Origin of the sequence: Halomonas colorata (assembly GCF_014897985.1) — a bacterium.
Taxonomy (GTDB): Bacteria; Pseudomonadota; Gammaproteobacteria; order Pseudomonadales; family Halomonadaceae; genus Vreelandella; species Vreelandella colorata.
This window is the reverse complement of record NZ_JABUZA010000067.1, coordinates 1-13,432: the sequence shown is the minus strand read 5'-3', so window position 1 is coordinate 13,432 and position 13,432 is coordinate 1. Positions and strand designations below refer to the sequence as shown.

General features: G+C 53.7%; 12 protein-coding genes. 3 read left to right on the top strand and 9 right to left on the bottom strand.

Annotation, left to right across the window (positions count from 1 at the left end; all coding sequences use genetic code 11):
* Nucleotides 1-313: 313 nt before the first annotated feature.
* From INT33_RS20100 to INT33_RS20090, 3 genes are read right to left on the bottom strand one after another with little or no spacing between them, the layout of a single operon-like run.
* A complete protein-coding gene (locus INT33_RS20100) occupies nucleotides 314-1,603 on the bottom strand; it encodes an ISL3-like element ISPpu12 family transposase (RefSeq protein WP_193092853.1) in 1,290 nt (429 codons plus the stop codon).
* A 21-nt stretch (nucleotides 1,604-1,624) separates the two neighbouring features.
* A complete protein-coding gene (gene lspA / locus INT33_RS20095) occupies nucleotides 1,625-2,137 on the bottom strand; it encodes a signal peptidase II (RefSeq protein WP_008740521.1) in 513 nt (170 codons plus the stop codon).
* A gap of 3 nt (nucleotides 2,138-2,140) precedes the next feature.
* Nucleotides 2,141-3,037, bottom strand: coding sequence for a cation transporter (locus INT33_RS20090; RefSeq protein WP_004574643.1), 897 nt, complete (start codon nucleotides 3,035-3,037; stop codon nucleotides 2,141-2,143).
* 95 nt (nucleotides 3,038-3,132) lie between these two features.
* On the opposite strand from INT33_RS20090, the gene cadR reads away from it, so the two are divergent.
* Nucleotides 3,133-3,540, top strand: coding sequence for a Cd(II)/Pb(II)-responsive transcriptional regulator (gene cadR / locus INT33_RS20085; RefSeq protein ID WP_004364961.1), 408 nt, complete (start codon nucleotides 3,133-3,135; stop codon nucleotides 3,538-3,540).
* Between the two features lie 338 nt (nucleotides 3,541-3,878).
* Here the strand turns inward: cadR and INT33_RS20080 are convergent, their stop codons facing one another.
* Nucleotides 3,879-4,346 carry a hypothetical protein gene (locus INT33_RS20080; RefSeq protein ID WP_041343552.1) on the bottom strand — a complete coding sequence of 156 codons (468 nt, stop codon included), beginning with the start codon at nucleotides 4,344-4,346 and terminating at the stop codon, nucleotides 3,879-3,881.
* 172 nt (nucleotides 4,347-4,518) lie between these two features.
* Here INT33_RS20080 and INT33_RS20075 point away from each other — a divergent pair, with 172 nt between their 5' ends.
* On the top strand, nucleotides 4,519-5,415 hold the full coding sequence (locus INT33_RS20075) for a cation transporter (RefSeq protein ID WP_193092852.1): 897 nt from the start codon (nucleotides 4,519-4,521) through the stop codon (nucleotides 5,413-5,415).
* A gap of 64 nt (nucleotides 5,416-5,479) precedes the next feature.
* The gene (locus INT33_RS20070; RefSeq protein ID WP_014420763.1) at nucleotides 5,480-5,836 is read left to right on the top strand and encodes a DUF3703 domain-containing protein; all 357 of its coding nucleotides are present in this window, start codon (nucleotides 5,480-5,482) and stop codon (nucleotides 5,834-5,836) included.
* Nucleotides 5,837-5,958: 122 nt separating this feature from the next.
* Here INT33_RS20070 and INT33_RS20065 read toward each other — a convergent pair whose 3' ends face one another.
* From INT33_RS20065 to gmtY, 5 genes are read right to left on the bottom strand one after another with little or no spacing between them, the layout of a single operon-like run.
* Entirely contained in the window at nucleotides 5,959-8,133 is a 2,175-nt protein-coding gene (locus INT33_RS20065; RefSeq protein WP_193092851.1) for an AAA family ATPase, read from the bottom strand.
* Entirely contained in the window at nucleotides 8,126-8,566 is a 441-nt protein-coding gene (locus INT33_RS20060; RefSeq protein WP_193092850.1) for a VPA1267 family protein, read from the bottom strand. Before INT33_RS20060 ends, INT33_RS20065 begins: the two co-directional genes overlap by 8 nt.
* The gene (gene gmtX, locus INT33_RS20055; protein ID WP_193092849.1) at nucleotides 8,559-9,227 is read right to left on the bottom strand and encodes a gamma-mobile-trio protein GmtX; all 669 of its coding nucleotides are present in this window, start codon (nucleotides 9,225-9,227) and stop codon (nucleotides 8,559-8,561) included. The genes INT33_RS20060 and gmtX overlap by 8 nt, the downstream gene beginning before the upstream one ends.
* Nucleotides 9,217-11,844 carry a gamma-mobile-trio integrase GmtZ gene (gmtZ, locus tag INT33_RS20050; protein WP_193092848.1) on the bottom strand — a complete coding sequence of 876 codons (2,628 nt, stop codon included), beginning with the start codon at nucleotides 11,842-11,844 and terminating at the stop codon, nucleotides 9,217-9,219. The genes gmtX and gmtZ overlap by 11 nt, the downstream gene beginning before the upstream one ends.
* 1 nt (nucleotide 11,845) lies before the next feature.
* Nucleotides 11,846-13,312 (bottom strand): gamma-mobile-trio recombinase GmtY, encoded by a 1,467-nt coding sequence (gene gmtY / locus INT33_RS20045; protein ID WP_193092847.1) that lies wholly within the window; start codon nucleotides 13,310-13,312, stop codon nucleotides 11,846-11,848.
* Nucleotides 13,313-13,432: the final 120 nt, after the last annotated feature.

Below are 13,432 nucleotides of genomic sequence, written 5' to 3'. Positions count from 1 at the left end.
CCCCACGAAGGAGTATATAGTGAACTTTATGTACTTCACTGAGTGAGTGAGTGAGTGCCCCATGAGCAGCGCCTTTTGGGGCATTCTTTATTTCTACACAGTGTGTAATTCCATGTGTAAAAATAGAAGCGCTTGTTCCAAGGGCTCTGCCCTCTCGCCGCAAGCGACGATTCACCCGAGGTATTTCACGACCAGCGATGTGATCGAGTGAGAGCACAGATGAAGACAACTTCCTCGGGGGTGCTTAAAAGTTAGGGGTATACGGATTTAATGGTTGATGGGGCACCTTCACCCCATCAATCTGATACCACCCTCAGATGGTTGATAGATCGACTCCGTAGTTGAGTTTCTCTGCGAAGTCCGGCAGTCCGTAACCGATGGTTTTCTTGTAGAAAGGAGAGACCTTCGCAGTCGGTGCCTTCTTCTTGTGCTTCGTGGTGTAGAGCATTCGTGCCCGCATCACCTCGAAGGAGTAACCGCGCCCTTCACGGTTCTTGTCCTTGGCCAGTCGGTTGATGGACTCCGTGTAAGCGTTGGTGACGGGCATGTCCGTCTCGAAGTAGGTCATGGTCTCTTCGCGCCAGTTTCCCACTGCCCTGACCAGATCGCTCCAGACTTCCTTTTGGCCCTTCGGGATGGTGGCTATCCACTCGTCCAGGGCGGCTTCTGCCTGGAGCCGTGTGGTGGCGTCCCAGATGCCGTAGAAGCGCTCCTTGTGCTCGTAGGCGGCCAGCAGTTGCGGGAACGCGCCTGTCCAGGTCTCCATGATGAGGCGCTCCCGGTCTGAGACTTCGTGAGCGCGTTTCAGCAGGATTTTCCGGTCTCCCTTGAGAGTCCGGCTCTGGGACGGTTTCAGCTCCTTTCTGAGGCCCTTGCGCACTCTCTCTAGGGCATCGTTGGCCATGCGCACCACATGGAACTTATCGACCACGATACGGGCCTGGGGCAGCACAGCCTTGACCGCTGCCCGGTAGGGGTTCCACATGTCCATGCTGACGATCTCGACCTTCTGCCGGTCTTTCAGCTTCATCAGGTAGTTGGTCACCACGTCCTGGCGGCGGGTGGCCAGCAGGTCGAGCAGGGTTCGCTCCTCAATGTTGGTCAGAATGCAGCGGTAGCGCTTGTTCAGGTATAGCTCGTCAATGCCCAGGATGCGGGGCGTCTCGAAGCGGTGCCAGCGCCCCAGGAACTCGGCGCGGGCGTTGAAGATGTCGCGCACCGTCTTCTCGTCCAGGCCGGTCTGTGCCGCCACAAAGGTGTAGGGGTGGTTGAAGGATTCCTTCTCCACGTACTCATGCAGCCGCAGTGTCATACGGAATCCGTCCACCATCTCCGGTAGCTGGGGCCTGAATGTTGTCTTGCAGGCCCGGCAGGTGTATCGGCGGCGGACCACCCAGAGAGTAACCCGCTTGCCGTGGATGGGCAGATCACGATAGGGAACGTCACGCTTGCCGAACCGTACGAACTCACCCTGCACGCCGCATTCCTCGCAGGCGATGGGATCGGGCACGTCCACCTGGAAGTGCATTTCGTCGTCGGTTGATTTGCAGCCCAGTACTTGGTATTGCGGCAGGTGAAGGATGTTGTCGGGAAGTTCGGTCATGGTGTTGTATAGGCGTAGGTGTCAGTCAGATCCATCCGGCTCGGCATTGGTGTTTGCTTTTTTACCCAACAAGCTGCTGGAAACGAAAAGTAAGGCACCGAGGACAATTGCAATATCAGCCAGGTTGAAGGCCGGCCAATGCCAGTCTCGCCAATAGAAATCAAAGGAATCCACAACATAGCCGCGAAAGACCCGGTCAATCAGGTTGCCCATGGCGCCACCGAGGATAAGACTGTAAGCGATGGCTTCTCCTTTATGACGATTTTCAAGGATCAGCTTGATCAGAAAAATCGAGACCACTACCGCGATTCCGATAAATAAGTAGCGCTGCCAGCCTCCACCATTCGCAAAAAGACTGAATGCGGCACCGGTGTTCCATAGGTGCACCCAGTTAAAGAACGGGGTCACCGAAACATACTCGCCATAGGCCATTGATTGCTGCACCAGCCACTTTACAGCCTGATCAGACGCTGCCAGCAGGCCCGATATGGACAATAGGGCATACGGCGAGAGCTTTTTGCCAATAATGAGCATTATTTAACCCTTCAACGCCAAAATGCGTCTGGCACCGTTAAGTACAATGCCCCCCGCGATGGTGCCGATAATCAGATCCGGATAATTGGAACCGGTCCACGCGACCAGGGCGCCGGCGGTGATGACCCCCAGGTTGATCACCACGTCGTTGGCCGAGAATATCCAGCTTGCCTTCATGTGCGCCCCGCCTTCCCGATGTTTGGATATGAGCAGCAGACAACTGGTATTGGCAATCAATGCGACGAATGCGATAGCCATCATCACCAGCGATTCAGGCTCACTACCGAATACAAAGCGTCTCACCACCTCTACGAGCACGCCCACAGCCAAGATCAGTTGCAGTACACCAGCAAGATGCGCGGCACGTACCTGCATTTTCACGCTATGTCCAACCGCATAAAGGGCAAGCCCGTACACCGCCGCATCGGCAAAATTGTCCAGGGATTCTCCAATCAGGCCGGTGGACTGGGCGATCAGACCGGCAGTCATTTCCACCACGAACAGAAGTGCATTGATGCCGAGCAACCAGCGCAGGGTCCCGGATTCTTGCTTAGCAGAAGCTGCCGAAAACTCGGCGGCCTTGATGGTCTCCGGATTTGCAGCGACGGTTTCCTGAAGCGAGGCGCCTAGCCCCAAGGTCTTCAGTTTCGAGGTGACGGGCTCGACCTCGCCGTCATGCACGACCTTCAGCCGGCGGTTCGACAAGTCGAAGGACAGCGCCCGAATCTCCTCAAAGCCGTTCAGGGCTAGGCGAATCATTCGTTCTTCTGATGGACAGTCCATCTTCGGCACGGCATAAACACTGACCCATCTCCCTGGCGCCTCGGAGGAGGCCTGTATATCGGTATCCGCTGCGGACGTTGCATCACCGCCACAGGCGCCACCACAGGATTTGCTCATGATACGACTCCACTTGAACAATGTTGTGGTACCATTTAAAACTATAAAGCTACTATAAGGTCAATAGAGTAAAGAATCCGTTGGGGAGGAGGCTGATGCGCATTGGTCAGTTGGCGCAGTTGGTAGGGGTCGAAACACAGACGATCCGCTTCTATGAACAGCAGGGCTTGTTGCCGCCGCCTGATCGGCAGGACAACGGTTACCGTGTCTATACCGAGAAGCATGGTGAGGGGCTGGCCTTCATCCGTCGCTGCAGAATCCTGGGCCTGTCACTGGCTGAGATTCACGAACTACAGAGCTATCAGGACGACCCTCATCAGCCTTGTACCGCCGTCAACGCCTTGCTCGATGATCACATCTCTCATGTGCGGTCGCAGATAACCGCTCTGCAAGCGCTTGAGAAACAACTCGTTTCACTGAGAGCGAGTTGCAACGATGACCGGGAAGTTGAGGCGTGTGGGGTTCTTGCTGGAATTAGCGAAGGAAACATGCACCAGCAGTAGGTGAAGCATCAACCAGATAATCCGATGAGATGCCGGTCTGTCTCACTCTCATGCAAAGGTAAGATCAACCATTTAATCCGCTTACCCAAAGTTAGCAGTGGTCGTACCACCATACCCATACTGTAGCTGGAGGTTGCCACAACAAATTGGCCGCCCGTGGCTCTGGTCGCAAAGCGAACATTCGAAGTGGTGCCCAGAGCGCCATCTTCCAGCCGTAAAAGGCCAGGGATTTCGTTGAGACCGAAACCCAGCTACTGCGCCGTTTTCACAAACTTCAGCCTATCAAACTCGCCAGTTACTACGCGTCTGTTAAGTAAAAGTATTTGAAGGCTTCTCGATCACTCTACCTTTAGATTTTGCTGGTATTGCAGCATTTGCTCCATCATCAGCTGCATTTGATCCATGCGCTCCTGCATCATCTGAATTTGTTGCTCGTTAGACAGACTACCACCATTCTTTGATTTACCGCCGCCGTTCATCATGTGCTGACCTCCCATCATGCCGTTTTGTCCACGCATCATGCCGGGGCCCATCATACCGTGATGCATAAAACCCATTTGCTCTTGCATCGCCTCCCTGTGTTCTCGCATCAATCGTTGCCGTTCTTGCGGTGAAGCTTCATCAGGAATGCGTTGCATCAGCTGGTTCATGTGAGACCAGTTCTGGTGCATCTGTTGCATTTGCTCCTGATCCATCATCATGCCAGGACCATGCCCTTGCCATGAGCCTTGATCACCATGCGCTAGCACGAATGCAGGAAAAACCAACAACGCAGCGGTTGCTGTAAGTCCTTTAAATGAAATCATAAAGTTTACCCTCGAAATAAAATTAGACGTCCACACCATCGCACTTATCATTGTAGATCTTTATCCAGACAAACGCCGATTTTGACGACTACTAGTGTAGATTAGTTATTGACCCTGTAGTGGCTACAGGGTTTTAAATTGCATCATTTGTACGAAAACCGGAGCCGAGAAAATGAGCAAACCCTGCAATGGGCAGTGTGGTAGTGAAGACTCTGTCGTAGATGACAAGTTTCAGGGACGCGCCACCGACGAAACAGGTAGCCAGCTAAGCACCTACAAAATACCAAAAATGGATTGTCCCTCGGAAGAGCGAATGATTCGAATGGCACTGACTGGCGTTGAAAACATTCAGTCGCTGTCATTCGATTTATCGGGTCGTACATTGGAAATTATCCACCATGGAGAAACCGGTCCTATTACCAGCAAACTGGAAAACCTGGGCCTGGGTGCTTCCTTGCAGCGGACAGAAGACGCCAGCGCTGAATCCGTCAGAGCGGCTGAATCTTCTAAGGCCAACGAAAGCGAAGAATCCGGCACTTTATGGATACTGCTGGCAATCAACGGCCTGATGTTTCTGGTCGAGATGACGATGGGCCTGATCGCCCAGTCCGCTGGCCTGATTGCAGACTCGCTAGACATGCTTGCCGATGCCGCCGTCTACGGTCTCGCACTTTACGCCGTTGGGCACGGCATCAAAATGCAGGTCAGAGCGGCCCATGTGGCAGGCATCCTCCAGCTTATCCTTGCCGCTGGGGTATTGGTTGAAGTTAGCAGACGTTTTCTGTTCGGCAGTGATCCTCAGTCGTTAATGATGATGGCCGTCGCCTCTGTTGCTCTCATTGCGAATATCAGTTGCCTGCTCCTGATCGCAAAACACCGTGAAGGCGGTGCTCACATGAAAGCCAGCTGGATATTTTCAGCCAACGACGTGGTCATCAACCTGGGGGTAATACTTGCGGGGCTGCTCGTTGCCTGGACCGGGTCCAACTACCCAGATCTGATTATTGGCGGAATTGTCGGTGGCATCGTCTTGATGGGTGCCAAACGCATACTGGCACTGAAAGGCTGAACCTTTCGGGGGCAGGCGGTCGATTATCGGCTTGCCGTTGCCAATCTACGGGGAGTAAACATCAATGCACAGTGAACTGAAGCCATCCTATATTGCGGAGCTTGAGGCGACAGGCAGGGCGGAAGGCGCAGGCGATTTCCAGACAGCCTTCACCCATCTGGAACGTGCCCATATCCTCAGCCAGAAATATGCTCTGGCGCACGCTGCAACCCACTTACGGATGCTCAGACTGGGTTGGCGAACAAGAGACGTTCGTGAGGTGCTGGGGCAGTTGACCCGAACCATTGCCGCCCTGGTCTTTTCCCGAATTTGGGTTCCGGTCGGAAACACCGGTCGTGCAAACGTCAGCGCGTTTGCACCCATGCCGGTGCCCGAGGATTTGGCAGTGGTGCTTTCGGAGGCGGAGGGAAGGCGTGACTAGAATGTTCGCTTTTTTAATGAGCTGATTTCGAGGTATTTGACGACCGGCGATGATCGTTTAAGATGAAGTTGCGGTACAGGGAGAGGTCCCGATGGCCGCGACCGGCGATGAGGGGCGTGCCGTTAATGGCTAACCCCCGAATCCCTCTCTTCCAGCAACTCCCTCAAGAAGCTCGCCCGCTTGGTGGCATTGCTTACCGATTTCACGATGGACGCAAAATCACTAGCCTGCGCGACAATGTGTATCTCTGCCTCGGCACGGGTAATCGCCGTGTAAAGCCACGCACGGTCTGAGATGCGACCCTTCTGGACTGCCACGATGATTCTCGGGAACTGGCTTCCTTGAGCTTTGTGGAGCGTGATTCCGTAACCAAGCTCCATGCAATCGAAGACTTCATCCGTAATTGAAATGGCCTCTCCGGTATCCAGGGTCACGATACCAAATGTTTCTTGGCCATCCTGAGTGTCGCGCTCTGTTGAGGATAAGATGCCAAGTGACCCATTCTGAATGCCGATGTTGTAGTTGTTCCTGGTGAAGAGGATCGGGTCGCCCACTCTCATATCGAGGAAGAATTCATCGCCATGCAGCCTAAACTGCAAGCGCTCCCCATCGGGGTTGATCAGCTTTTGGCATTCACGGTTCACCTCGCCAACGAGAGCCTTGGTGGCTCCGATGATCTGGGTGTTATAGGGTGACTCCGCGTACAAGGATTTGCACTTATCGACCACCTGCTGCGGAGGCGTCTCGTGGAACGTGATTGCGCCAACCGATAACGATGGAGGCACCTCGCCCCGATTGATGGTAGTCGAGTATTCCGGGATGCTCGTTGAGCCTTCTTGGCGTTTGACGATGTTCAACTCAACCGTAGCGATTGCGCCGGATTCAACGATGTCTGAGAGGACTTTGCCACATCCGATGGCTGGCAGCTGGTTCGGATCGCCTGTCAGGATGATACGTACTGAAGGATCGAGGTGCGTAACGATCCGATACATGGTCGGGAGGTCGATCATACTGGCTTCGTCGATGACCAGAAGATGCTTCGGCTCATCTAATGACGGCGAGATCGGCTCTTCCCGTAACAGGCGAGCAATCGTCATGGTGAAGAATCCGATGCTCTCGTGCAGTCGCATGGCTGCTCGCCCCGACAGTGCGACGGCATGAACCTTATAGCCTAGTGCGGCATAGGCTTTGAGCACGGTACTAAGGACCGTGGTCTTGCCCGTACCGGCACCACCCGTGATGCAGGACACCGAATTCGTCAGGCTCGACTCAACCGCTCGGAACTGCTGCTCGGTCAGGTCGTAGGGCAACTCCTGAACGGCCTCGGTGAGCGCCTTGAAAACGGATTCATCTTCATCCTTGTTGGCGGCCAGGGCCTTGAGCCGCTTGGCAACGACCGACTCCATCATGATTTGGGCGGTGGGATGGTAGGTGCCGGTCTCTGGCCTGAGAATGAACTGGCCGTTGCGATAACCGCTGGCGAATGCCTCTGCAACCAGAGTTTTATCGCCTAGCAGTTTGATCATCTCGGGCCTGAGCGCCTGATGAGTGGCGTAGGTGTGCCCCTTTTCTACCTCTTTTCGTATCGCGCTTTCTAAAGCAGCTGCGAGCCGCATCGGTGCCGATTTCTCCATACCCATCTGTTCAGCAATGGTATCGATATCGGCAAAAGACATCCCGAATCCGAGCAATGCGTAAGGATTGCTCTTGAGTATCTCAACGGTACGATTATCGTGGTATTTCAGGATGCGTTGCTGAATGCGCAGCGGCACTCCCAGAGAGGCCAACCAGTTGGCATGCGCGAGGTTTTTGTACTTGGCGTACCCGTTGTATAGCGCGGTTACCGAAACCTCGCTGAGAACCTCCCTGAGGCGGCCTCTGTGCTCTGAGGTCTCGAACTGGAGCATGGGGTGCAGTTCACTGCCAAAAGCGTCCCAGAGGGCTCGTGCTTTAGCCTCACCGATACCGGTGAACTCCTTTTCATTGGCAATGAAGCGGATCAGCGCCTCGCCCGTTTCCGGCAGCATGCACTCCATCTCAGCTGGGGCATCATACAAATGCTGCTGAAGCTTATAATCGCCTGCTTGAACGGTCTCCAGCGTCCTTACGCCACGCACCCGCCATTGCTGACCAACAGACGGCTTGATAGGCAGGGACTGGTTTTCGCATCGGATGCTAACGATGTATTTGCCCGAGTTGATTTTGTAACTGTCGGCTTTAAGGGGAATGCCCGTGAAGATCGCGTATTTATAGCCGTTGTGTTGGCAGCTGGTGACACGGAAATACTCTTCATGCATCGGGCGCGACTCCGAACTCTGTGAGGACTTCAGACAGTTCACCGTAACGTTTTAGCTTGGCTTCGAGGGTTGCCACCCGGGCCTTCAGCTCAATGTTTTCCTGCTCCAGCACTGAGAGCCTTCTCGATTCCATGGCTCTTTGGTTGACACTAGGGTCGTAGCGCTTCGGTTCTGACCGCTGGGCCTGGGCGGTTTCGGTCAGTTCTGGCAGAACACCCCGATCACGCAGGCTCTGCTCCAGATTCTCCAGTGCCGATTTAATGGCCGGATTCTGGCGCAACGCGCTCTTTCCGATGCCTATGGCTTTGGCCACTTCGCCACGGTTTAACTGGCCCCGAAAGATGATCTGCTTAAAATCGTCATCCGTTTGGGTGGCCACCCAGCTCTGGAAGGCACTCAGGTTCTGACGTGCTCTTTCCTGACCATTACTCATCCATTTCCCCCAAGAGCTTTTTGATCGCTGTTAGAAATCCGCGAGGTAGGATTTCCGTACCCAGCTCATCTTTCACTTGGCCCAATGCGTTCGCTTTGAATCCGAGTTTCTCCAGCCATTCCTCGGTGCAGACGGTTTGCAACGCCTTGATCTCGTTCTCCGAACAGATCCCCTTTAACGAGGGCAGCAGCTCCACACTGGCTTCAGACTGGGGCTCCACATAGGTCGTCGGTCGCTTATCAATCACGATCTCGGTTGTGCTCTTGAGCATGTTGGCTTCGCTTCTGTAGCGATCCCGCTCACGAATGATTTGTCCAAAGAGGGCACGCACCGCCGCGTCCTCAATGCGCTCCAGAAGTTGGTGATCCTGGCTCATTCTCTTGGGTGGCCCTACCGGTGGTTTCTTCGTGGTGGTCTTCGCTTTGGCAGCCCACGCTTCGACCAGATCCCGATAATGCTTGTTTGCGGTGGCACGGATCGACTGGTAGCCAACACCGCCATCTTCCTCGGATACGCGCCCAATGGTGGTGATGGAAAAGTCCCGAGCACCGGAGTCGAAGTAGGCACTCAACGTTTCGTGGAGCTTAACCAGAGAGGCCTTCGTCTTGGCGGTCTTGCCGTCTTTAAGGGTGTCCAGAATCGCATCAACATCAATGTTCATCGGACACCTCCAAGGCCGGAATCCGTTTGAGAGCGCCCGACGACAGCGTGATCGGGGTGATTTGTTTGACTGCCTCAAATCCGGATTTCAGCAGTCCATCGTTCTCCAGGTACTCTTGCGCTTCGATGTAATTTGTTGCGATTCGGTAGCCTTCCATTTTGTCGTCTGGTTCCGCGATCTTAGCCATCTTTCGAATGAGAGCATTACCCACGATCAACTGCGTGTTTTCGTCCATTTCCAAAAAGACGGGCTTGTACCCGGAGCGGGCCATCATGCGACTCAAGGCGTTGGTACGCTTGGCAATCGCAGGCGTCTTGCGCAGATCATCGTGTAGATCGGGATAGAACTCAGCGTCCTCGCAGAGCAAGGACAGGTGCAGCAATTCCGAGTCGGTTTCGATGAATTTCATGCTGACATTGAGGTCTTCCGCAGACCCCACAGCGACCAGCTTTTGACGGTCATCGTCCTCAGTTCGCCCATTCTCGATCTGGATCACTTTGTTGATCAGATTGAAGATCGCGATGTAGTCCTTGGCGTACTCATCTGCCTCCACGCGCTGCTTTTCGTACCGGCGCTCCAGAGCCTGAAGTTCGCCATGCTTGAGAAACGGCTTACCGGTTTCCTCGGCGATGAACAGCTCATCCTTCAGGGCCTCTAATTGGCCTTCAATCTCGACGGCCAGTTCAGCCGCCTGATGCGCCTTGTAGCTGACCTGATTGAACTTGGAATTCAGCGCTGGCAAGTAGGTTGCATCGGTGATGTGAAAGCGACAGCGGGGGCAGTTTTCAGGGCCATGGGGTACCGGGCTATAAACCCTGGTATTAGCTATTGTTGAATCCCTGATTAACGGGCCACCATTCCAGCAGCCACCAACGGTGGACAGTTCATCCGAACACACGGAGTTGCCGCCGACCAGGCACAGTCCGGTGGCCCGCTCTTCCCAGCCAATCGGATTTCGGTTCGCCAGTGTAGCTTCGACAGAATTGTACTGATCACCGTGGAAGGCAGCGCGGAGTTGGATCTGCCTCATCTCTGCGTCCTGAAGAAAGTTCTTCAGGGACGCTTCCCCGCGCTCAACCAAAGCGGAGTACGCCTCATTCATTTTCTCGGCCATCACTGAGGGCGTGATCTTGTTGTAATAGATCGTCATTAACAGCCGGGTATGACCGGCCAGAAGCTTGGAGATCACCGGCAACGGCAGATCGGTGTCCATGGTGTAGCAGGTGATCAACGACACGCGGAGGCTGTGCAGGGGGTATTCCGTTGCCTTCTTTTCTGACTCCTGCCCCTCGTAGTCATCACCGTAGTCTTTCACAAACCGTAGACGGTGCCCGTCTCTCATCCTCAGGCCCGACTGGAACAAATCTTCTTCCAGTTTCGACAACAAGCGATACCAAGGACTCATGAAAGAGTTTGTGCTGATCGGGAAGGCGGAATTTCGGTCTCGAAACAAAAAGGCAAACTCGCCCATTTCGGCTAATTGCTTCTTGGATTTGGTCTTGCCAATATAGGTAGCCGAAAGCTCTGCGCCACTGATCAGTCGGTTAATCGGGTTGTATTTTTCCTGCCAGTTGCGGAGCTTTTCCAGCCAATACAGCAGTTCTTCGTGCTGCCACGGTATGGTATACCCTCGCTGAATTTCGTCTTTGTTTTGATCGGCGGTTTTGTTGGTCGAGACATAGAGTCCGGTGGCATAACTCTCCGTCATCGAGTCATAAATGCGCCGGAAGACCCCTTTCTGGTAGGGCCGCTTCGGGGTCCCGTACCTGAATGGGTGCTGGATGTTCTCGACCCAATGACCGCGCTCGTAACGCCAGGTATCGCCTTCGCCGGAGTCCAGAAACCGCACCTGTAGAGAGCGAAGAGGCAGATGGAGTTTGGTAAATAGAAACATCGCCATCACAGGCGACCAGACCTCATGGATATCAACTTTCCTGCCGTTCCTGGTCACAATCCGTGTACGGGCGACGCAGTCCGGATCATCGGGATCAATGACTTCCAGAGGCACTTCCATCCACGCCTGATTGCCACATTGAAGATGGTTGAGGGCCCACTGCCAGTCCCGGAAATGAAACCCGACCCATGGCGTTTTATTGCCGGGATCATCGGTTGGATAGGGGCAGAGAATGTGCCTAGCTTGCTGAATATAGCGATAGGGTAACGGGCTGTGGACGGTTTCGGTGTTTGATGTGTTTCCCTTGATTTTATCGAACGGATTAGAGAATAGAGGTCGTTCGACGCCGTCATCGCACTCGGCGCTTAGATGGTGCTTGAGGATGTGGTCGCATAATTCGACCGTGTGCGAAACGTGTTTAGAGTTCTCAGAACTCGCTCCACTATTAACCAGAAAGGCCTCAAACTCTTCACTGGACACTTTATGGCCGCTCGGATGGCCCTTGAACATTGTGGCCACATCAGTGGCATACGAGGCTTTCGCGTTCAAATAAAGAAGAAATTTTCTTATACCCGCCAAACGCTGACCAACGCCTTTGTCTTGCGTTTTTAGCCATTCGGCGGCGTACTGCTGCCATTGCAGCCAGTCGTGCCCCAGTTCCTCAGTCACCCACCCCAGCGTCAGATCCGTGGTGTAGCCTTTCCCTTTTAGTTTTTGGGTCATGTTATCGCTTCCCTAACCGTGGATTCTTGCCGGTGAAGTGGCCGTTTGGATCGAGGTCTTCAAAGCCGTGTTCTGCCAACGTCTTCCAGTCGAAAGACACGGGGGTCTTTTCCTTATCCGATCCCAACTGAAGCTGTTGTGTTGCCTGGGACAGCGCTTCTGAGACTTTCACACTGGGGGGCATGGTGTAAGGAACCTGAGACTCCAGGCTTGCGTGATGCAGGCACTTTTTGCGAATGAGTGGATCGACCCCGGCATCCGTCAATCGGCGGCCATAATTGTGGCGATGGCCATGAGGATCGAGCCCTACGCTCTTGTTGGGTTCGAGGCCAATTCGTCTTAATCCTGCGGCATAGCTTTGGGTGAAGGCGTTGTAGGTATAGGGATTGCCCAGATAGCGAGAGTCGAAGCTGATAAACGCATAGGGGTGATGGCACTCCAACGATGCACGGAAAACCAAATACTGTCGCCACAGCAACATGAATATCCGAGCAAACTCCTGCGGGAAGAAATACGCCTCCAGGTAACCATCCTTGTGATCCAGGGTTTTGGATTTCCAGCCAAGATGCTGGGTGTTTTGCATCTCCTGACGCGGTATGCGTGAATACTTTTCTTGTAGGTACGCCTTGCGGTTTTTTATCCCTTTTCGGGACTTCCATCCTTCAGGTGCCTTGCCTTCTATCTCGTTGTAGATCCTCACGATTGCCCGATCCGGATCGGAGGGAGCCTCGAAGACATCTGTGACCCAAAGCAACAGTGCTTCGCTACGCCTCAAACCGGCCGCGTGCATCAGGAGCAAAATAAGCTTGTCCCGCAGCGCAACTCGCGGGTCTTTGGCTCCTCCCAAGCCCTTCATGTAGAAGTCTTCAAACTTTCCCGTAGGGAAGGCAATCGCATCGTCATTGGTTCTTGCCAGAGGCGTTCTGCCCTTGATGCTGCGGGCTCTCTTGACAGTATTGTTGATCGACTTGTCTTTGATGTGTCCGAGGAAATCGTTCTGGTTGCGCCTAAACCAAGCGGCATACTGGATGCGCTCCTCATGTCGAGTGGCTGTCCGCAAGGTATTAAGAGGCTTGCCCAGACCTTTGTCCGAGAGCCAATTGGTGAAATTCGTCAGATTGTTGATGTGTCGATGTATCGTGCCATTACTGGCCGGTATCCAATAAAGGCCAGAGGGATCCAATCCATCTTCACCGATGGTGCCGCTGTAGAGCCGTCGGACAAAGCCCGCGAACAACGCTTCGGGTTCATCGAACATGCCTTCGTTGGCATCCATGAACTCGATGAGGAGCCTAATCGACTGAATATGGTTAGTGATTGTTGAAAGTGAGGTGCCATTTAGGTGAAGGCTAAGCACATAATCTGTGACTGACCCCAAAACCCCTTGGTCGGTCAGAATGACCGGGATCTCTGTGGCCACTCCACTTTTGTCCTGAACTACCTTGGCTGTAACCTTCGTTGCAAACATTCTTGAATCCTACACATCTTACACAGTATTTACTATACATATAGCGTAGTCTTCAGAAAAAAGAAACCCCCATTAAGGGGGTTTTTATCAAAATTACACAGTTCTATGTACTATACAGAA

Excerpts from the sequence above, each read along its gene's own strand:
- INT33_RS20075 (WP_193092852.1), top strand. The coding sequence starts at position 4,519 with ATGAGCAAACCCTGCAATGGGCAGTGTGGTAGTGAAGACTCTGTCGTA.
- lspA (WP_008740521.1), bottom strand. The coding sequence starts at position 2,137 with ATGCTCATTATTGGCAAAAAGCTCTCGCCGTATGCCCTATTGTCCATA.
- INT33_RS20070 (WP_014420763.1), top strand. The coding sequence starts at position 5,480 with ATGCACAGTGAACTGAAGCCATCCTATATTGCGGAGCTTGAGGCGACA.
- gmtX (WP_193092849.1), bottom strand. The coding sequence starts at position 9,227 with ATGAACATTGATGTTGATGCGATTCTGGACACCCTTAAAGACGGCAAG.
- cadR (WP_004364961.1), top strand. The coding sequence starts at position 3,133 with ATGCGCATTGGTCAGTTGGCGCAGTTGGTAGGGGTCGAAACACAGACG.
- INT33_RS20060 (WP_193092850.1), bottom strand. The coding sequence starts at position 8,566 with ATGAGTAATGGTCAGGAAAGAGCACGTCAGAACCTGAGTGCCTTCCAG.
- INT33_RS20100 (WP_193092853.1), bottom strand. The coding sequence starts at position 1,603 with ATGACCGAACTTCCCGACAACATCCTTCACCTGCCGCAATACCAAGTA.
- gmtY (WP_193092847.1), bottom strand. The coding sequence starts at position 13,312 with ATGTTTGCAACGAAGGTTACAGCCAAGGTAGTTCAGGACAAAAGTGGA.
- INT33_RS20080 (WP_041343552.1), bottom strand. The coding sequence starts at position 4,346 with ATGATTTCATTTAAAGGACTTACAGCAACCGCTGCGTTGTTGGTTTTT.
- gmtZ (WP_193092848.1), bottom strand. The coding sequence starts at position 11,844 with ATGACCCAAAAACTAAAAGGGAAAGGCTACACCACGGATCTGACGCTG.
- INT33_RS20090 (WP_004574643.1), bottom strand. The coding sequence starts at position 3,037 with ATGAGCAAATCCTGTGGTGGCGCCTGTGGCGGTGATGCAACGTCCGCA.
- INT33_RS20065 (WP_193092851.1), bottom strand. The coding sequence starts at position 8,133 with ATGCATGAAGAGTATTTCCGTGTCACCAGCTGCCAACACAACGGCTAT.